Here is an 18814-nt window from a genome sequence, read left to right as displayed (position 1 = left end):
GACGGACGAGAGCCGCGTCCGGCACGCGAGGAGAGGCACACCATGAACCGTCCTTCCGCCCGCTACGTCCTGCCGGAGTTCACCGAGCGGACCTCCGCGGGGACCCGCTCCCTCGACCCGTACTCCAAGCTCTTCGAAGGACGGATCATCTTCCTCGGCACCCCCCTGGACGACACCGCCGCGAACGACGTGATCGCCCAGCTGCTGCATCTCGAATACGCCGCGCCCGACCAGGACATCGCGCTCTACATCAACTCCCCCGGCGGCTCCCTCAGCTCGATGTCCGCCGTCTACGACACGATGCGGGTCGTCGGATGCGACGTCGCGACCACCTGCCTCGGCCAGGCGGCGTCGACCGCCGCCGTCCTGCTCGCCTCCGGCGCGCCGGGCAAGCGGATGGCGCTGCCCGGCGCGCGTGTCGTGCTCCAGCAGCCGGGGATGGAGGAGCCCGTGCGCGGCCAGCCGTCCGATCTCGCCATCCACGCCGAGGAGTTGATGCGGCTGCGCGCCCTGATGGCCGCCACGCTGGTGCGGCACACCGGGCAGAGCGCCGAGCGGATCGACGCCGACATCGACCGGGACACGATCTTCGACGCGACGGGCGCCAAGGAGTACGGCCTGGTGGACCAGGTGGCGCAGGACCGCAGGTCGTCCCTCGGCTTCAATCCCCCGCGGTGAAGCGCCGATGCTGCCACCTGAACTGCCGCCGCTGCCCGCGCTGACCCGCGCCGAGGGCGACTTCGTCGACAGCTACCTCCAGGTCGTCGACCTGGTCGGCCGGATCAACCCGTCCCGCGCCGACGACACCTACAGCGCGCTGCGCGCCGCACAGGCCCTGGTGTCCAGGGCCGCCGAACTGCGCGACGCGCTGACGCTGATGCACGCGCGAGGCGAGACGGAGCTCCACACGCCGACCCTGGACCGTACGCTCCGGGTACTCGACGGGGAGCGCAGGGCCAGGCGTGTCACCATGCCGCCGGACCCGCCGACTTGATACGGACCCGCGCCCCACATCCCCGCCCCACGACGGACTTCGGTCGCCGCGCTGCCCGTACGGACGCGTCCGTACGGGATTTGGCCGCTCGTTCGGCGTATCGACCCGTCCATGGCGATCGGACCGGCGACTTGCGACTAGCGATCGGCCGTCCGGTCGTAACGCGTCGCTGCGTCGCAGGTACAGCGCGTGAGCGGTCATATGAGCCGTTCGCCAAATGGGCCATACCAACCCAGATGGGCCATAAGTGACGAGAGTCACATCTCGTCGTTTCAACTCGGTTTTGCGCTGAGGCCGCGTCAAGATCCCTTGGACGACAAGCCCCCGCCACCTCGGCGGGGCGGTCCGGGTGGACGCCGAGTCCTGCCGCCGCTCCGGATGCCTGGTCGACACGAGTGGATCGGCAGGAGTGGAGGACCCGAGCAGCTCGGGGCGGTCCGACCATGGACCGCTCCTCGGGGTGAAGCCGCATCCGCGGCCGGACATCTTCGCCTGTCCGAACCCGACAGGTCATCCTTCACAGGCGGCTGACGAAGGGTTGCGCATGTCCGCGCAGACGCATGTCCCGTCGCTTCTCTCCCGGGCCGGTACCGCATCGGTCCTCCTCGCCGCCGTCGGCGGCACGATGCTGGCGCCCGGCGCCGTGTCGGAGGCCCACGCCCAGCCCGCCGCCACGAGGGCGCTGGATGTGGCCGCATCCAAGAAGGGCGCGCCGTACAAGTACGGGGCGACAGGTCCGCACCGGTTCGACTGTTCGGGGCTGACCGCCTTCGCGTACAAGAAGGCCGGCAAGAAGCTTCCCCGCACGGCGCAGCAGCAGTACAACCGCACGCGCCACATCTCCGCCTCCAGCCGCCGACAGGGCGATCTGGTCTTCTTCCATTACGGAAGGAGCGTCTACCACGTCGGGATCTACGCCGGCCGCGGCAAGATCTGGCATTCGCCCAAGAGCGGTCAGGTGGTGCGGCTCCAGCGCATCTGGTCCAAGAGCGTCCTGTACGGCCGGGTCCGTTGACACCCGGGCGTTCCGGAGGCTCACGCGGCCCGCTCAGCCCGGGGCGCGGACTGTCCACGGCAGGGTGATCCAGACCGTCTTGCCGCCGTCCGCGGTGGGTGTGACGGCCAGTCGGCCGCCGTGCTCGGCGGTCAGCGCCCGGATGATGACCATGCCGCGGCCGTTGTCCTGCTGGACCGCGGCCGGGAGCCGCTGCGGCCAGCGCGGGTGGCTGTCCGTGACTCCGACGCGCAGTTCCTCGTCGCGCCGCAAGGTGACGTCGACCGTGAACGTCGGCGAGGTGCCGAGGGTGTGCTGCACGGCGTTGGTGGCGAGCTCCGAGATGATCAGGCGAACCGTTTCGGCGGTGCCGGCATCGCACGGCAACCCCCATTCGGTGAGCACACGCGCGACGTATCTGCGTGCCTCGGAAACCGAGGCCGGATCGCTCGGCAGGGTGACGGATGCTTCCTGATGGTCTGCCATGGCGACGCTGTCCCTTTCCCACCGGGACGCAGACCGACCTATGGCTGTTGCCCGCGAGTACGTCCCCGGATTGCGCTCCGCGCCACATTGCCATCAACGGCACCCGGTGCACGGGCGATCCGCCGGGATACGCCCCCGTATGTCGCTCTAAGCGGTGAACCCTGCTACGCGAGACCGTATTTACGCGGGCTCAAGTTCCGGGCCCCGGCGACCGACAGACGACGGGTGCTCAGCCGGCCCCCGCCACGGCCCCGGCGGGCGCCGTCGCGATGATCGTGGCCAGGGCACTCCCGACCTGAGCGTCCGTCAGGTCGGCGCGGGCCGTGAGCCTGATCCGGGAGACCCCGTCCGGCACGGACGGCGGCCGGAAGCAGCCCACCACCAGGCCGGCCGCCCGGCAGTCGGCGGCCCACCGCACGGCCGCGTCCGGCGAGGGAGCCCGGACAGAGACGACTGCCGCGTCCGGTCGTACGGCGGTGAGCCCCGCCCCGGTCAGCCCGCGGTGCAGCGCGTTCGCCACCGCGCGCGCCCGGACCGCCAGCGACGGGTCCTCGCGCAGCAGCCGCAGGCTCGCGAGCGCGGCGCCGGCGGCGGCCGGGGCGAGGCCGGTGTCGAAGATGAACGAGCGTGCCGTGTTGACGAGTTGGCCGATCACCCGGGCCGGGCCGAGGACCGCGCCGCCCTGGCTGCCCAGCGACTTGGAGAGCGTGACCGTGGCGACCGTCCCCGGGTCGCCCGCCAGACCCGCCGCGTGGACGGCGCCACGGCCGCCGTCGCCGAGGACGCCGAGACCGTGCGCGTCGTCGACGAGGAGGGCGGCGCCCCGCGTACGGCACACCTCGGCCAGCCGCGCGAGCGGCGCCGCGTCACCGTCCACGGAGAAGACCGAGTCGCTGACAGCCAGGGCCCGGGAACCCTCATACGTTTCCAGCGTCTTGTCCACCGCCTCCGGATCGGCGTGCGGTACGACCACGGTCTCGGCGCGCGAGAGACGGCAACCGTCCACGATCGAGGCGTGGTTGGCCGCGTCGGAGACGACGAGCGAGCCGCGCGCGGTCAGCGCGGTGAGGGCGGCGAGGTTCGCGGCGTACCCGGAGGACAGGACGAGCGCGGCCTCGAAACCGCAGAAGCCGGCCAGTTCACGCTCCAGTTCGGCGTGCAGGGCGGTGCTTCCGGTGACCAGCCGCGAGCCGGTGGCACCCGCGCCCCAGCGGCGTGCCGCGTCGGCCGCCGCGCCGGTCGTCACCGGGTGGTGGGTGAGCCCCAGGTAGTCGTTGCTCGCGAGGTCCAGCAGTGTGGAGCCGGCGGGGCGGGGGCGTAGCGTACGGACCAGACCCGACCGCTCACGCCGGCGCGCCTCGTCGTCGATCCAGCCGAACGGGTCCGGCGGCGTCGACGGGGACGGCATGCTCGGCACGGGCGGCTCGGCTGGCACGGGGGAAGTCCTTTTGTAGGCAGCCCACAGACCCTAACCGTGGACCGCTCCGCTCCGGGTGTGGTCATACACACACCTGAATGCACCTGTCTTGTGGGATTCATCCTTGGCCCGGAGGCCCGCCGTAGGCCAGGATCGGCGCCATGGACCTGCTGAACACACTGGTGGAGAAGGGCCTTCGGCGAGAGCTGCCGTCGCGCGAAGAAGCGCTCGCCGTGCTGGCGACCTCCGACGACGAACTGCTCGAAGTGGTGGCCGCGGCCGGGAAGGTGCGCCGCCAGTGGTTCGGGCGGCGGGTCAAGCTCAACTATCTCGTCAACCTCAAGTCCGGGCTGTGTCCCGAGGACTGCTCGTACTGCTCGCAGCGGCTCGGGTCCAAGGCCGAGATCCTCAAGTACACCTGGCTGAAGCCCGACGAGGCGTCCAGGGCCGCCGCCGCGGGAGTGGCCGGCGGGGCCAAGCGTGTCTGTCTGGTCGCGAGCGGCCGGGGGCCGACGGACCGGGACGTCGACCGTGTCTCGCAGACCATCGGCGCGATCAAGCAGCAAAACGCCGACGTCGAGGTCTGCGCCTGCCTCGGGCTGCTCTCGGAGGGCCAGGCGGAGCGGCTCAAGGCGGCGGGCGCCGACGCGTACAACCACAACCTCAACACCTCCGAGTCGACGTACGGCGACATCACCACCACCCACACCTACGCGGACCGGGTGGAGACGGTGCGCCACGCGCAGGGTGCGGGCCTGTCGGCCTGTTCCGGGCTGATCGCGGGCATGGGCGAGAGCGACGCCGACCTGGTGGACGTGGTCTTCGGACTGCGCGAGCTGGACCCGGACTCGGTGCCGGTCAACTTCCTCATCCCCGTGGAGGGCACACCGCTGGCCAAGGAGTGGAACCTGACTCCGCGGCGGGCGCTGCGCATTCTGGCGATGGTGCGGTTCGTCTGCCCCGACGTGGAGGTCAGGCTCGCGGGCGGGCGTGAGGTGCATCTGCGCACGATGCAGCCGCTCGCGCTGCACCTGGTCAACTCGATCTTCCTCGGTGACTACCTCACCACCGAGGGCCAGGAGGGCAAGGCGGACCTGGACATGATCGCGGACGCCGGTTTCGAGGTCGAGGGCACCGACACGACGACGCTGCCCGAGCACCGTGGCGGCGGCGGGTGCGCGAGCGCGTGCGGTTCGTCCGGGGACGCCACCGCTCCCGCGGCCGAGCCGGTCACGGCACGGGTCACGGCGCCCGCCGGGGCTCAGCCGGCGTCGGCCCGCACCGACCTGGTGACCGTGCGACGGCGCGGGGCCGGTACCGATCTGGCGCCCAATGCCTGACACGGCTGCCCCGTCCGTACCGGCTCCGGGCGAACTCCTGGCGCTGGACCGGGCCCATGTCTGGCACCCGTACGGCCCGATGCCCGGCCGCACCGACCCGCTGGTCGTGGAGTCGGCTTCCGGCGTACGGCTCCGGCTCGCCGAACCGGCGCACGGGCAGCGCGAGTTGGTCGACGGCATGTCGTCCTGGTGGTCGGCGATCCACGGCTACAACCACCCGGTCCTCAACGAGGCGGCGCACGGCCAGCTCGCCCGGATGAGCCATGTCATGTTCGGCGGGCTCACCCATGAGCCCGCCGTCCGGCTGGCGGCCCGGCTGGTGGAGATCACCCCCGAACCGCTTCAGCACGTCTTCCTCGCCGACTCGGGATCGGTCTCGGTGGAGGTCGCCGTCAAGATGTGCCTCCAGTACTGGCGTTCGCTGGGCCGCCCGGCCAAGCGGCGGATGCTGACCTGGCGCGGCGGCTACCACGGCGACACCTGGCAGCCCATGTCGGTGTGCGACCCCGAGGGCGGTATGCACGGCCTCTGGTCGGGAGTGCTGCCGCGCCAGATCTTCGCCGACGCGCCGCCCGCCGACTTCGAACGGTACGACGAGACGTACGCGGACCATCTGCGCGGCCTCGTCGCGCGCCACGCCGACGAACTGGCCGCCGTGATCGTGGAGCCGGTCGTGCAGGGAGCGGGGGGCATGCGCTTCCACTCCCCCGACTATGTGCGGGTGCTGCGCGAGGCCTGTGACGAGTACGGCGTGCTGCTGATCCTCGATGAGATCGCGACCGGCTTCGGCCGCACCGGCGCCCTGTTCGCGGCGGAGCACGCGGGCATCAGCCCCGATGTGATGTGCGTGGGCAAGGCGCTGACCGGCGGTTATCTCACCATGGCCGCGACGCTGTGCACGTCGGAGGTGGCGAGAGGCATCTCGCGCGGCGAGGTGCCGGTCCTCGCGCACGGGCCCACGTTCATGGGCAATCCGCTGGCCTCGGCCGTGGCGTGCGCCTCGATCGACCTGCTGCTCGGCCAGGACTGGCAGGGCGAGGTCGAGCGGATCGAGGCGGGGCTGCGCGACGGCCTCTCCGAAGTGACCTCGGTGCCCGGGGTGAAGGACGTGCGGGTCCTCGGTGCCATCGGCGTCGTACAGCTGGACCACGAGGTGGACATGGCGGCGGCGACACGGGCGGCGGTACGCGAGGGTGTGTGGCTGCGGCCGTTCCGCGACCTCGTGTACACGATGCCGCCGTATGTGACGGACGACGACGACGTCGCGCGGATCTGCCGCGCGGTGGCGGCGGCGGCACGGGAGGCCTGAGATGCCCGTACTGATCGTCTCGGGGACCGGGACGGAGATCGGCAAGACCGTCGTCACGGCGGCCGTCGCCGCGGTGGCCCTGGCCCAGGGCCGCACGGTCGCGGTGCTGAAGCCCGCGCAGACCGGTGTCGCACCCGGAGAGCCGGGTGACGTGGACGAGGTGATCCGCCTGGCGGGCGGCGTCACCACGGTCGAACTGGCCCGGTTTCCCGAGCCGTTGGCGCCCGCGACGGCGGCCCGGCGCGCCGGCGCGCCGCCCGTACGGCCCGAGGAGATCGCCGAGACGGCCGGGAAGCTGGCGACCGAGCACGACCTGGTGCTGGTCGAGGGCGCGGGCGGACTGCTCGTACGGTTCGACGACGAGGGCGGCACACTCGCGCACGCCGCCCGGCTGCTCGCCGCCCCGGTGCTGGTGGTGGCGCCCGCCGGGCTCGGCACGCTGAACATGACCGCGCTGACGGCCGAGGCGCTGGACGCGCGGGGGCTCACGGCGCTGGGTGTGGTGATCGGCAGCTGGCCCGCCGTGCCGGATCTGGCGGCGCGCTGCAATCTGGCGGATCTGCCGGGTGTCGCCGGTGCCCCCCTGCTCGGGGCGGTGCCGCACGGCGCGGGCGCTCTCGCCGCGCCGCGGTTCCGCGCGAGCGCGGGTGACTGGCTGGCTCCGGCGCTCGGCGGGGACTGGGACGCGGCGCGGTTCGCGGCCGACGCCGCGCTGGCGGACACGCCTGCGCGGCGCGGCGCCTGACATGCGGGGATACCGTAACGAGTTGCGTCCCGTGAGCTGCTGAGCGGAGCCGTACAGGGAAGAATCATGGTCACGCCCTGTACGCCGGAGGAGATCCGCCCCATGCACCTACGCAACCGCAAGGCCCCCAAGGACTCCGTGCACCACCCGCTCTTCGCGCGCTTCTACGCGCGGATGAGCGTCGCCGCAGACACCAGGGGCGGCATCGCCGCCCACCGCGCGGAGCTGCTGCGCGGTCTGTCGGGACGGATCGTGGAGGTCGGCGCGGGCAACGGGCTGAACTTCGCGCACTACCCGGACGCGGTCTCCGAGGTCGTCGCGGTCGAACCGGAGCGCAGCCTGCGGCAACTGGCGGTACGGGCCGCGATGCGGGCCAAGGTCTCGGTGGACGTGAGGCAGGGCACGGCGGAGGCGCTGCCCGTCGAGGACGAGGGTTTCGACGCGGCCGTCACCTCACTGGTGCTGTGCACCGTACGTGACGTACCGCAGGCCCTCGCCGAGATCCGCCGAGTCCTGCGCCCCGGCGGCGAGCTGCGGTTCTTCGAGCACGGGCTGGCCCGGGAGCGTGGTCTGGCGGCGGTGCAGCGGGTCCTGGACCGGACGGTGTGGCCGAGGCTCTTCGGCGGGTGCCACACGGCGCGGGACACCCTGGCGGCGATCCGTGACGCGGGCTTCGAGCTCGGCGCGTACCGCTCGCTGCGGGTGCCGGATCCCGGGCCGCGGACGCCGACCTCGCCGTGTGTGCTCGGTGTGGCGTACCGGCCGAGGGCGGACCTGGTCTGACGGCGTCCCGGCTCGTCGCGGGTCCTAAGGGCTGTCCCGTAATCCCCGGTGGATCAGCGCGCGGCGTCAGATGCGGTACATCGCAAGGCGGAGGGCCGTCCTCGTACCGGGCGTATTCGGGCGATCCGACAACACGGCGAGGTGCCGTAGCTGTCGTCGTGCGCCCGCCGGGGATTACGGGACAGCCCTTAGAGACTCCAGCCGCGCAGTTCCTCGGCGATGCGCCGTACGTCCGCCGTGCCGTCCTTGACGAGCTTGGCCAGATCCCTGACCTGCTCGGGCGAGGTGACGACCTTCAGACCGCTCGCGACGAGATAGCCGTACGCGACGGCCGAGGCGTACATCGCGTTGGACCTCTCCAGTGCCGGCACATGGAGCAGGCTCTGGAGCAGGGCCGCCGCGCGGATGTGCGGGTCGGTGTAGACGGGGGTGCCGAATATCTCCGCCTCGTGCCGGCTGACGGCGGCCACGAGGGCACCCCAGTCGGTGACTTGGGGATCGCCGGGCATCTTGTGCTCGGCGACCATCAGCAGCCAGGAGAGATCGATCCGCAGCGTCGGGTCGGCGCGTGACGGCAGTTCGGGGGAATCGGCGTTTTCCATGGAGGGCAGCTGTCAGTAGAAGGCGGGCGTGGGGAGTCCGGCGATGATCAGTATCCCCGACCTGGCGGAACGGTGTGGATGAGCAGTGCGGTGATGTTGTCCTGCCCGCCCGCGTCCATGGCGTACCCGATCAGCGCCCGCGCATCCTCAAGGAGGCTGAGATAGGCCGGTGTTGAGCGCCGGTGGCGAGCGAGCACGGCCCGCGGCGCGTCGGCGTCCGGCAGATGACGCGTCAGTCCGTCGGTGCACAGCAGCAGCCGGCCGGGTCCGCGCGGCCGGTAACTCCGCACCTGGGCGGCGGGTTCGCCCGCGTCGGCGCCCAACCACGCGGTGAGGGCGTCGTGTCGGCCCGAGTCGTCCTCGGTCAGCGCGACGCACGTCCCCTCGTCGGGCAGCCAGTACGCGCGGCTGTCGCCGATCCAGGCGCACCAGATGCCTTCGGGGCCGACGATGCCCGCGACGTACGTACAGGCCGGGGCCGCGTGCACCGAGGCGGCGAGCGCGCTGACGGCCCGGCCCGCGTGGGCGGCGGCGTCGGCCAGGACCGTCTCGGGCAGAGTCCCCTCGCGCAGCCCCTTCGCCAGATGGGCCGCGCCGACGGTGGTCGCGACCTGTGCGGCCCGCTCCGCGCGAGGCGACATGGAGACCCCGTCGCACACGACGCCGATCGTCCAGTCGCCGCTCCCGGTCAGGACCATCGCGTCAGCGTTGAGGCCGCGCCGCTTGCCGCGGTCGCTGACTCCGGCGGCGCCGGTACCGAGGGTGGTTTCGAGGTGGGAGCGGAAGGAGGGCTGGAGTTCACCGCAGTCCCAGCAGAAGCCGTCGGGGGCGACGGTCCCGCCGCACGCGACGCAGTCCGGAGGCCCGGCCAGGTCGTTCATCGGCCCCGCGGCCCGCCGGGACCCGGACCTGGACGCGGTCTCAGTGCGTGCCCTCGCGCCCCGTGCCACGGCCGTTGCCGCCTTCGGTGTCCCGGTCCGCGCTCCGGTCCGCGGGAGCGGCGGCGTCCGTGCCGAACTCCTCGGTGAACACGGACTCGTACTGCTTCATGAAGTCGGCGGCGGACTCGACGAAGGTCTTCCCGACCTCGCCCACGTCCTGCCTGACGAGCTCCTCGATGTAGCGGTTCACGCTCATGCCGCGCCGACCCGCCTGCCGCCGGGCGGCCTCCGCGGTGGTCTCGTCCACGCGTACGTTCAGCTGAGTCTTCGCCACCCCAACAAGCTAGCGCGCCAACGCTAGCGTCTGCAAGTGTGCCGATTTCCCGGGGCCACGGCCGATTACGCCATTAGGGTCACGCCTGTACGCACTGTTCCCCGTTCGATGTCACACACCCTTACGAGGAGACCTCATGACCAGGCCCTTCCGTTTCGGAGTGAACATGGTGACGCCCGCGTCGGGCACCGACTGGAGCAAGCGCTGCAAGCGGGCCGAGGAGCTCGGATACGACGTCATCCTGGTGCCCGACCATCTCGGCATGGTCGCTCCCTTCCCCGCCCTGGTGGCCGCGGCCGAGGCGACGGAGCGCCCCCGGCTCGGCACATTCGTCCTCAACACCGGCTTCTGGAACCCGGCGCTGCTCGCCCGCGAGATCGCCACGACCGACGCCCTCACCGAGGGCCGGCTGGAGATCGGTCTCGGTGCGGGTTACGTACAGGAGGAGCACGAGCGGGCCGGGCTCCCTTTCCTGCCGCCCGGCGAACGTGTCGGCCGGCTCGCCCGTACGGTCGAGGCGCTGGAGGGCCTGCTGGGCGACGAGAGCCATGTGCCCCCGTCCACGCAGCGGCCCCGGCCGCCGCTGCTCATCGGCGGCAACGGTGACCGGGTGCTGCGGCTGGCCGCCCGGCACGCGGACATCGTCGCCTTCACCGGAGCGAAAGCGCGGGCGGGCGCCATGATCGCTCTCTCGGCCGAGGAACTGGACGAACGCGTCGCCGCCTACCGCGGTTTCGCCGCCGGACGCGAGACCCCCGCCGAGCTGAATGTGCTGCTCCAGCTGGTGGCCGTGACGACGGACCGCGCGGCGGCGGTACGGCCCCTGCTGCCGTACCTGCCGGACATGACGGAGGAGGAACTGCTGAAGGTGCCGTTGCTGGCGGCCGGCACGGTGCGGGAGATGGCGGAGCAGCTGCGGGAGCAGCGTGAGCGGTACGGCTTCTCGTACCTCACGGTCCTCGACCCGTACATGGAGGCGCTCGGCCCGGTGATCGAGGAGCTGCGGGGCACCTGACGGCGCGGAGAGGCGGGGCGGGCCGGCGGACACGCTCTAGCATGGGCCGTTCGCTCAGGACATGACAGAGGCCATGCCCCCAGGGCGTGTCCCCGTTCGCCACCGACCGAGAGGTGTGAGCGTCCGCCCATGGGCGACCCCTCCCCGCACTCCGCCGACCGGCACCCCACCGACCGGCACCCCACAGACAGCCGCGGATATCGCGCCGCCCTCCGTCCCCTGGCCGACCATGGGACGGAGGTGACCCGATGACCGAAGTGCTCCTGCTTCTCGTGGCGGTGCTGCTCGCGCTTACCTGTGGGGCCTTCGTCGCCGCCGAGTTCTCCCTGACGACGGTCGAGCGCAGCGACCTCGAACAGGCGGTCGAGAACGGCGAGCGTGGTGCCGCGAGCGCCATGAAGGCCGTACGCAGCCTCACCTTCCAGCTCTCCGGCGCCCAGTTGGGCATCACGGTGACCAATCTGGTCGTCGGCATGCTCGCCGAGCCGTCGGTGGCGAAGCTGATCCGCGGCCCGGTGAAGGCGATCGGCTTCTCGTCGTCCGTGGCGTCGTCACTGGCCCTGGTCATCGGTACGGCCCTGTCGACGGTCGTACTGATGGTCGTCGGCGAGCTCGTCCCCAAGAACTGGGCCATCTCCTCGCCGCTCACGGTCGTCAAGGTGGTCGCCACGCCGCAACGGTTCTTCACCGCGGCCTTCCGCCCGTTCATCAGCCATCTCAACAACACGGCGAACCGCCTGGTACGGCTGCTGGGCCTGGAGCCCACCGAGGAGCTGGCCTCCGCCCGCAGCCCGAAGGAGCTGGTCGCCCTCGCCCGGCACTCCGCCAAGGAGGGCGCGCTGGAGGCGGACACCGCCGAGCTGTTCGTACGGACCCTCAATCTCGCCGAGCTGACCGCGGAGAACGTGATGACGCCCCGCGTACAGGTCACCGCGCTCGACGTACTCGCCACCGCCGAGGACGTCGCCAACGCCACGCGCGCCACCGGACTCTCCCGCTTCCCCGTCTACCGCGACAGCCTCGACACCGTCGTGGGGGTCGCCCACATCAAGGACGTGCTGAGGATCCCCGACGAGCGCCGCGCCCGTACGAGGGTGTCCGAGGTAATGCGTGAGCCCCTGCTCGTACCGGAGTCGCTGACCGTGGACCGGCTGCTGGACCGGCTCTCCGGCAACCACACCATGGCGGTCGTCATCGACGAGTACGGCGGCACCGCCGGTGTGGTGACGCTGGAGGACATCGTGGAGGAGGTCGTCGGCGAGGTGCGCGACGAGCACGACCCGCACGAGACGTCGGACCTGGCCCGCGCCGGGGAGGACGCCGACGGCCGCGACCTGTGGTCGGCCGACGGCGCCGCGCGCTTCGACCAGCTGTGGGACATCGGGCTGCGGGTACCCGAAGGGCCGTACGAGACGCTGGCCGGGCTCGTCGCGACCGAACTCGGACGGATTCCCGTCGAGGGCGACCGCGTGGAGCTTGGCGGCTGGCGTATCGACGTGGTCGACGCCTCGGGGCGGCGCGCCGCCCGCGTCCTGCTGCACGCGCCGCTCCCCCGGCCCGACGGCGAAGAGGAAGAAGACGACGACAGGGGGGCGGGACGGTGACCGCGATCCAGTTGCTCGTCGGCCTGCTGACCCTGGTCGTCAACGCCTTCTTCGTCGGGGCGGAGTTCGCCCTGATCTCGGTGCGCCGCAGCCAGATCGAGCCGGCGGCCGAGGAGGGTGACCGGCGCGCGCGCAGTGTCCTGTGGGGCCTGCGGCATGTGTCGGCGATGCTCGCCGCCGCTCAGCTCGGCATCACGCTGTGCACGCTGGTGCTGGGCATCGTCGCCGAGCCGGCCATCGCGCATCTGCTGGAGCCCCTCTTCGACGCCGTGGGCGTGCCCCACGGGGTGGTGCACCCGATCTCGTTCGTCATCGCGCTCGCCCTGGCGACGTATCTGCACATGCTGCTCGGCGAGATGGTGCCCAAGAACATCGCCCTGGCCGAACCGGTGCGCACCGCGCTGGTCCTCGGCCCGGCGCTGGTGTGGCTGTCCCGCGTGCTGCGTCCGGTGATCTTCACGGTCAACGCGTTCGCCAACGGGCTGCTGAGACTCCTGCGTGTGGAGACCAAGGACGAGGTGTCGGCGACGTTCTCCGACGACGAACTGGCCCGGATGGTCACGGACGCCGGCGACGCCGGTCTCCTCGACGACCGCGCCGCCGAGCGCCTGCACGACGCGCTGGAGCTGGGACGCAGGCCGGTGCGGGACGTGGTCATGCCGCTGGAGCGGGTGGTGACGGCGGGGGTGGGGACCACCCCCGTGGAGCTGGAGGAGCTGGCGGCCGAGACCAGGTTCTCGCGTTTCCCGGTGGTGGACGAGTCCCGGCGGATCCTCGGGTATCTGCATGTGAAGGACGCCCTGGACGCGATGCCGCGCGACGAACCGTTTCCGGTCTCCGGGTTGCGGACGATCGCCCAGGTGCGCGCGGACACCCCGATGGACGACGTCCTGACGGCGATGCGCCGCAGCCGTACGCATCTGGCCGCCGTGCAGGACGAGGATGGCCGGCTGGAGGGTCTGGTGACGATGGAGGACGTGCTGCGCGAGCTGGTCGGACGGCATACGCAAGGGAGTTGACGCCCGTCCGGGAGCGCCCGGGGCGCGCGATACGATCGCTGCGCCATGGAGAAGAACGCCACGTACACCAGCCTCGTCGCTCTCGGGGACTCGTTCACCGAGGGCATGTCCGACCTCCAGCCCGACGGCTCGTACCGGGGCTGGGCCGATCTGCTGGCCGCCCGGCTCGCCGACCGTACGCCCGGCTTCCGGTACGCGAATCTCGCCGTACGCGGCAAGCTCATCGGCCAGATCCTCGACGAGCAGGTGGACACCGCCGTCGCGATGCGGGCCGACGTGGTGACGCTGGTCGGCGGGCTGAACGACACCCTGCGCCCCTCGTACGACGCGGGACGGGTCCTCGGGCAGCTGGAGGAGTCGGTGGAGCGCCTGGCGCCGGCCTGCGGGCAACTGGTGCTGATGCGCAGCCCCGCCCGCCGGGGTACCGTCATGGAACGTTTCCGGCCCCGCTGGGAGAAGCTGTTCTCCTTCATCGACGAGCTGGGCGCGCGGCACGGCGCCGTGGTCGTCGACCTGTACGGGGCGCGGGTGCTCGGCGAGCAGCGCATGTGGGACGTGGACCGGTTGCATCTGACCGCCGACGGCCACCGCAGGGTCGCCGAGGCGGTGTGGCAGGCGCTGGGCGGGGAACCGGCCGACGACTGGCGCGCGGAGCTGGCACCCGATCTGCCCCAGGGCTGGCTGATGCGGCGCACGGGGGACGCGCGGTTCGCGCGGCAGTATCTGGGGCCCTGGATCGGCCGGCGCCTGACGGGCCGGTCGTCGGGGGACGGCAGACCGCCGAAGCGGCCGGAACTGCTGCCGTACGAGCCGCTGCCGGGCGACGCGGGCATACGGCACGAGCAGGCGTAGGACCTGTCCCGTCCGGCGGAGCTCCGGGCCCGGATCTGTAGGGCGTAATCACAGGTCAGGCAAAGCGTCCTCACATGAATGGCGAGCAGGCTCTGCGTTGTTGTCCAAGCGAGAGGAACGCCATCATGAACGACTACGACCCGACAAGCTCACCGGCCGGGCAGGCCACGGCGACCGTGGCCGGACAGGCACGTCGGCCGGGTGTGCGGCGGTTGCTGTCGACGAAGAAGAGCAAATGGATCGTGGCCGCGGGACTGACCTGTGCGGTGGCCGGAGTCACCGGTGCCGGTCCGTCCGCCGCGGCGGCTTCCTCGTCGCCCGCGCCGGCCGCGGCCACGGCGTCACCGACCGCGGCCCCCACCCCGCCCTCCGGCGGCGGGCCCGTGGCCGAGCCGTCCGCCGGCGGCGCCACCGGCATCGTCGACACCACGTCCACCTCGGGCTTCACGATCTCGACGGCGACGGGTGTGAAGGTGACCGTCGACAAGGCGTCCACCACGACGTACAAGAAGGGCACCCACCGCATCCCGGCGAGCGCCGTGAAGAAGGGCGCGAGCGTCCTCGTCCTGGGGACGGTCGACAGCGCGACCATCGCGGCCACGCAGGTCGTCGTGCAACCCGGGGGCGACGGCGGAGCCGCGGCCGCCAAGGCGGCCGGAGTCGTCCCCTTCACACAGGGGACACCGTCTCCGGACAAGTCCGTCGGTGAGATCCCGGCCTACACCGAGGGTGAGGGGACGATTCTCAGCGGGACGACGGCGTACAAGGCGACGAAGGCCGCGCAGTCCCTCGTCCCCGGAGGCGTCGCCAACCGTGTGGTGAAGCTGAGCGGCGGCGAGTACGAGGTCCACAACGTCGGCGTCAACTGGCCCCACCACATCTTCGTCAGCAAGGACTTCAAGGTCCTCGGCTACGAGTAGGCCCGGCCTGCTCCGCATCCCGGGGGGCGGCGCGGGCAGCCCCCCGGGCCGGAGGCGTCATCCGCGCCCTGGGCCGTGTCTGACAAATCCCGCCTGGCGCGCGACGCCCGGCACGCACGCTCGCCGCGTTGCCGGACTCGTCCGAGTACGTCCAGTACGAGAATGATCCTCCGCCCTACGGGCGGACGGCGCTATGTGCCAGACACGGCCTCGTCCACCCTCGCGCGGGGGGACGAGGGCGCGCCGTGCGGGTCTGAACTGCGGTTTCACCGACCATCCGAACGGGTCGACCACCCAGGGTGACCCGGTATGCTCCGTCCACGTGACTGCTGCGTCTGTGAAGCCCCGTATCCCCAATGTCCTCGCCGGCCGCTACGCCTCGGCGGAGCTGGCCGTGCTCTGGTCCCCCGAGCAGAAGGTGAGGCTGGAGCGGCAGCTGTGGCTCGCCGTGCTGCGGGCCCAGCGGGATCTCGGCGTCGAGGTGCCCGAGTCCGCCCTCGCCGACTACGAGCGGGTGCTCGACCAGGTCGACCTCGCGTCGATCGCCGAGCGCGAGAAGGTCACCCGTCACGACGTGAAGGCGCGGATCGAGGAGTTCAACGCGCTCGCCGGTCATGAGCAGGTCCACAAGGGCATGACGTCGCGGGACCTGACGGAGAACGTCGAGCAGTTGCAGGTCCGGCTCTCGCTGGAGCTGATGCGCGACCGTACGGTGGCCGTGCTCGCGCGTCTCGGGAAGCTCGCCGGGGAGTACGCGGAGCTGGTGATGGCGGGCCGCTCGCACAATGTCGCCGCGCAGGCGACCACCCTCGGCAAGCGCTTCGCGACGGCCGCCGACGAGCTGCTGGTCGCGTACGGCCGGCTGGAGGACCTGCTCGCCCGCTATCCGCTGCGCGGTATCAAGGGCCCGGTCGGCACGGCGCAGGACATGCTGGACCTGCTCGGCGGTGACACGGCGAAGCTCGCCGACCTGGAGGGACGGATCGCGGGGCATCTGGGCTTCGGCCACGCCTTCACCTCGGTCGGTCAGGTGTATCCGCGTTCGCTGGACTACGACGTGGTGACCGCGCTGGTGCAGCTGGCCGCCGGCCCCTCGTCGGTGGCGAAGACGATCCGGCTGATGGCCGGGCACGAGCTGGTCACCGAGGGGTTCAAGCCTGGCCAGGTCGGCTCGTCGGCGATGCCGCACAAGATGAATACCCGCTCCTGCGAACGCGTCAACGGGCTGATGGTGATCCTTCGGGGCTACGCGTCGATGACGGGCGAGCTGGCGGGCGATCAGTGGAACGAGGGCGACGTGTCGTGCTCCGTCGTACGCCGGGTGGCGCTGCCGGACGCGTTCTTCGCGTTCGACGGGCTGCTGGAGACATTCCTGACGGTACTCGACGAGTTCGGCGCGTTCCCGGCCGTCGTCGCCCGTGAGCTGGACCGCTATCTGCCGTTCCTCGCGACGACGAAGGTGCTGATGGCCGCCGTACGCGCGGGGGTGGGCCGGGAGGCCGCGCACGAGGTCATCAAGGAGCACGCCGTCGCCTCCGCGCTGGCGATGCGTGAGCGGGGCGCGGAGCGCAACAAGCTGCTGGACAAGCTCGCCGCCGACGAGCGGATGCCCCTGGACCGGGGGCAGTTGGACGCGCTGATGGCCGACAAGCTGTCGTTCACGGGAGCGGCCGGTGAGCAGGTCGCGGCGGTGGTCGCGCGGATCGAGGAGATCGTGAAGAGGCACCCGGAGGCCGCCGGATACACACCCGGGTCGATCCTCTGAAGCCGGAGGAGCCGGCCGCCGCCCGCGACCGCGTCATCCCCGACGTGGCCGCGGCCGGTCTGGGCGTGCTCTTCTGCGGGATCAACCCCGGCCTGATGTCGGCGGCGACGGGCCACCACTTCGCCCGCCCGGGCAACCGCTTCTGGCCGGTGCTGCGCCTGTCGGGCTTCACCCCGCGGCAGTTGGCGCCGTCCGAGCAGGACGAGTTGCTCACCTACGGCCTCGGCATCACCAACGTCGTGGCACGGGCGACGGCGCGGGCGGACGAGTTGACCGACGAGGAGTTCCGTGAGGGCGGCCGGCTCCTGGTGGCGAAGACGGAGCTGCTGCGGCCCCGTTGGCTGGCGGTCGTCGGCATCACCGCGTACCGCACCGCTTTCGGGGAGCGGCGGGCGGTGATCGGCCCGCAGACGCGGACGATAGGCACCACCCGGATCTGGGCGCTGCCCAACCCGAGCGGTCTCAACGCGCACTGGACGGCGGAGACGATGGCGCGCGAATTCGGCAGACTGCGCGTCGCGGCGGAGCTGCCGGACCGGAGGCCGGATGCGGTTTAGACCCTGGCCCTGCTGTCTGCCTTCCGCACTCAGCCATCCCGTGGATGATCTTGCGCGCGGAGAGCGCCCGACCTGCGATGGAACGACGGGCGCTCAGGGCATAGCTACGTCTGGTGCAACCGCGCGGCCAACACCGGAATAGCAGCGATAAAGTCCTTGGTCGGTTGGTGCGGCTCGGGTACCTCGCGCGGGTCGGTCGGCGGGCGACCGGCGAGCCGAGAGGGCAGACGTCCTCGCGCTCACCGCCCGGAAGGCAGAGCGACGCGTCCCGCCGAGCGTCCGCGCTGATCTGCCTGTGGCGTTGGACTTCCCGCAGCAGCACCGCAGTAGTGCGTACTTCCTGGAAATCGACCTCAGCACCGAACCGCCGACGCGCATCCGGGAGAGGTGCCGGTGCGGCGTGAGGTGCGGAAGAAGGAGCTTGCGCGACTGTTCGGAGCCTTCCCGAGGAACAACAGGAATGTGAAGCAACATGCTTAGGGTGACGATTGACATCTACTGAGGCGGCAGCGAGTGATGAGTTGGATATATGCGCCCCATGGTGATCTCTTGATCAGTTATCTGGTCCGGTCACAGCTTGATCCGGTGTGACGAAGTCGGAGCAATACACCGTGATGCCTGATACCTTCAAAGACCATCGCTGACGGCACATCACCTCGATACTCTTGTAGGGCCTGCTGGCTGGGCAAAAACAGCTGCATCAATGGTTCGGGAGGCATCGTCATGAGTCCAGATGAAATGCGTGCAAGGCTTGCTGAACTGACGACCGAGGCTGATGAGTTGAGAGCATTTGCAGATGCCGTAGAACGTGGCGACCACGATGACGAACAAAGCATTGCCGCTGCGGTGGCGCGACTGCTTCCCATCCCAGAACCCAAGAAGGGTTTTTTTGGCGGCACAAAGGGAAAGAGCCGCCAAGAGCAAGAGCGGGAACGCATCGACCTGGTTCGACGAGCCCAACGCTCCACACTCATCCTGCACGCACTTAATCGCGTGAATAAGGAGATCTACCCAGAAATCCACGAATTGAAATTCAAGCTTGCAACTCTGTAGTCAGCAGCCAAAGGCAGGGCTGTTGAAGAGTCCAGCGGAAATGACGGCCTCTTCTACGTTTCTTCGATCAACATCGAGACTCTCGGACCGCACAAAGCGGATATCGCTGCCCCTGGACAGCCAAGAAGCATACCGAAACGAATA

At 70.9% G+C, this 18814-nt stretch carries 20 protein-coding genes and 1 riboswitch; of the genes, 15 read left to right on the top strand and 5 right to left on the bottom strand.

The window, feature by feature from the left end; all coding sequences use genetic code 11:
* The first annotated feature begins 42 nt into the window (after positions 1-42).
* The 3 genes from ACIBBB_RS32070 to ACIBBB_RS32060 all read left to right on the top strand — a co-directional run bounded on the left by ACIBBB_RS32070 (position 43) and on the right by ACIBBB_RS32060 (position 2009).
* Entirely contained in the window at positions 43-678 is a 636-nt protein-coding gene (locus tag ACIBBB_RS32070; RefSeq protein ID WP_398988255.1) for an ATP-dependent Clp protease proteolytic subunit, read from the top strand.
* A gap of 7 nt (positions 679-685) precedes the next feature.
* Positions 686-994 (top strand): hypothetical protein, encoded by a 309-nt coding sequence (locus tag ACIBBB_RS32065; protein WP_398988253.1) that lies wholly within the window; start codon positions 686-688, stop codon positions 992-994.
* Between the two features lie 369 nt (positions 995-1363).
* Positions 1364-1535, top strand: a riboswitch (cyclic di-AMP (ydaO/yuaA leader).
* A gap of 3 nt (positions 1536-1538) precedes the next feature.
* Positions 1539-2009 carry a C40 family peptidase gene (locus ACIBBB_RS32060; protein ID WP_398988251.1) on the top strand — a complete coding sequence of 157 codons (471 nt, stop codon included), beginning with the start codon at positions 1539-1541 and terminating at the stop codon, positions 2007-2009.
* Between the two features lie 33 nt (positions 2010-2042).
* On the opposite strand, the gene ACIBBB_RS32055 is transcribed toward ACIBBB_RS32060, so the two are convergent.
* Entirely contained in the window at positions 2043-2474 is a 432-nt protein-coding gene (locus ACIBBB_RS32055) for an ATP-binding protein (RefSeq protein ID WP_398988249.1), read from the bottom strand.
* Between the two features lie 229 nt (positions 2475-2703).
* Positions 2704-3882, bottom strand: a complete 1179-nt coding sequence (locus ACIBBB_RS32050) for an 8-amino-7-oxononanoate synthase (RefSeq protein WP_398988290.1) — start codon at positions 3880-3882, stop codon at positions 2704-2706.
* A 170-nt stretch (positions 3883-4052) separates the two neighbouring features.
* Between ACIBBB_RS32050 and bioB the strand changes: the two genes are divergently transcribed.
* The 4 genes from bioB (at position 4053) to ACIBBB_RS32030 (ending at position 8068) form a co-directional block, all read left to right on the top strand.
* A complete protein-coding gene (gene bioB, locus ACIBBB_RS32045; protein WP_398988247.1) occupies positions 4053-5231 on the top strand; it encodes a biotin synthase BioB in 1179 nt (392 codons plus the stop codon).
* Positions 5224-6540, top strand: coding sequence for an adenosylmethionine--8-amino-7-oxononanoate transaminase (locus tag ACIBBB_RS32040; protein WP_398988245.1), 1317 nt, complete (start codon positions 5224-5226; stop codon positions 6538-6540). The genes bioB and ACIBBB_RS32040 overlap by 8 nt, the downstream gene beginning before the upstream one ends.
* Before the next feature lies 1 nt (position 6541).
* Positions 6542-7285: a dethiobiotin synthase gene (bioD, locus tag ACIBBB_RS32035; RefSeq protein ID WP_398988243.1), complete on the top strand. Its 744-nt coding sequence runs from the start codon at positions 6542-6544 to the stop codon at positions 7283-7285.
* Between the two features lie 102 nt (positions 7286-7387).
* Entirely contained in the window at positions 7388-8068 is a 681-nt protein-coding gene (locus ACIBBB_RS32030) for a class I SAM-dependent methyltransferase (RefSeq protein WP_398988241.1), read from the top strand.
* Positions 8069-8256: 188 nt separating this feature from the next.
* Here ACIBBB_RS32030 and ACIBBB_RS32025 read toward each other — a convergent pair whose 3' ends face one another.
* Genes ACIBBB_RS32025 through ACIBBB_RS32015 form a run of 3 tightly spaced genes read right to left on the bottom strand, consistent with a single transcriptional unit; the run spans position 8257 to position 9885 of the window.
* Positions 8257-8670: a fic family toxin-antitoxin system, toxin component gene (locus ACIBBB_RS32025; protein WP_398988239.1), complete on the bottom strand. Its 414-nt coding sequence runs from the start codon at positions 8668-8670 to the stop codon at positions 8257-8259.
* 47 nt (positions 8671-8717) lie between these two features.
* Complete coding sequence (locus tag ACIBBB_RS32020; protein ID WP_398988237.1) at positions 8718-9551, bottom strand: PP2C family protein-serine/threonine phosphatase; 834 nt, start codon at positions 9549-9551, stop codon at positions 8718-8720.
* Between the two features lie 40 nt (positions 9552-9591).
* Positions 9592-9885: a toxin-antitoxin system HicB family antitoxin gene (locus ACIBBB_RS32015; RefSeq protein WP_398988235.1), complete on the bottom strand. Its 294-nt coding sequence runs from the start codon at positions 9883-9885 to the stop codon at positions 9592-9594.
* A gap of 136 nt (positions 9886-10021) precedes the next feature.
* Here ACIBBB_RS32015 and ACIBBB_RS32010 point away from each other — a divergent pair, with 136 nt between their 5' ends.
* From ACIBBB_RS32010 to ACIBBB_RS31975, 8 genes are all read left to right on the top strand, one after another.
* Positions 10022-10900: an LLM class F420-dependent oxidoreductase gene (locus ACIBBB_RS32010; protein ID WP_398988233.1), complete on the top strand. Its 879-nt coding sequence runs from the start codon at positions 10022-10024 to the stop codon at positions 10898-10900.
* 248 nt (positions 10901-11148) lie between these two features.
* On the top strand, positions 11149-12504 hold the full coding sequence (locus tag ACIBBB_RS32005) for a hemolysin family protein (RefSeq protein ID WP_398988231.1): 1356 nt from the start codon (positions 11149-11151) through the stop codon (positions 12502-12504).
* The gene (locus ACIBBB_RS32000) at positions 12501-13523 is read left to right on the top strand and encodes a hemolysin family protein (protein WP_398988229.1); all 1023 of its coding nucleotides are present in this window, start codon (positions 12501-12503) and stop codon (positions 13521-13523) included. The genes ACIBBB_RS32005 and ACIBBB_RS32000 overlap by 4 nt, the downstream gene beginning before the upstream one ends.
* A 45-nt stretch (positions 13524-13568) precedes the next feature.
* Positions 13569-14375, top strand: coding sequence for an SGNH/GDSL hydrolase family protein (locus ACIBBB_RS31995; protein ID WP_398988227.1), 807 nt, complete (start codon positions 13569-13571; stop codon positions 14373-14375).
* A gap of 125 nt (positions 14376-14500) precedes the next feature.
* Complete coding sequence (locus tag ACIBBB_RS31990; protein WP_398988225.1) at positions 14501-15295, top strand: hypothetical protein; 795 nt, start codon at positions 14501-14503, stop codon at positions 15293-15295.
* 322 nt (positions 15296-15617) lie between these two features.
* The gene (gene purB / locus ACIBBB_RS31985) at positions 15618-17060 is read left to right on the top strand and encodes an adenylosuccinate lyase (RefSeq protein ID WP_398988223.1); all 1443 of its coding nucleotides are present in this window, start codon (positions 15618-15620) and stop codon (positions 17058-17060) included.
* Between the two features lie 44 nt (positions 17061-17104).
* Positions 17105-17617, top strand: a complete 513-nt coding sequence (mug, locus tag ACIBBB_RS31980) for a G/U mismatch-specific DNA glycosylase (RefSeq protein WP_398988221.1) — start codon at positions 17105-17107, stop codon at positions 17615-17617.
* Positions 17618-18340: 723 nt separating this feature from the next.
* A complete protein-coding gene (locus tag ACIBBB_RS31975; RefSeq protein ID WP_398988219.1) occupies positions 18341-18670 on the top strand; it encodes a hypothetical protein in 330 nt (109 codons plus the stop codon).
* Positions 18671-18814 lie beyond the last annotated feature (144 nt).

Source organism: Streptomyces sp. NPDC051217 (genome assembly GCF_044455465.1).
Lineage (GTDB): Bacteria > Actinomycetota > Actinomycetes > Streptomycetales > Streptomycetaceae > Streptomyces.
The sequence above is the reverse complement of the archived record's forward strand: the minus strand, read 5'-3'. Positions and strand labels throughout refer to the sequence as shown.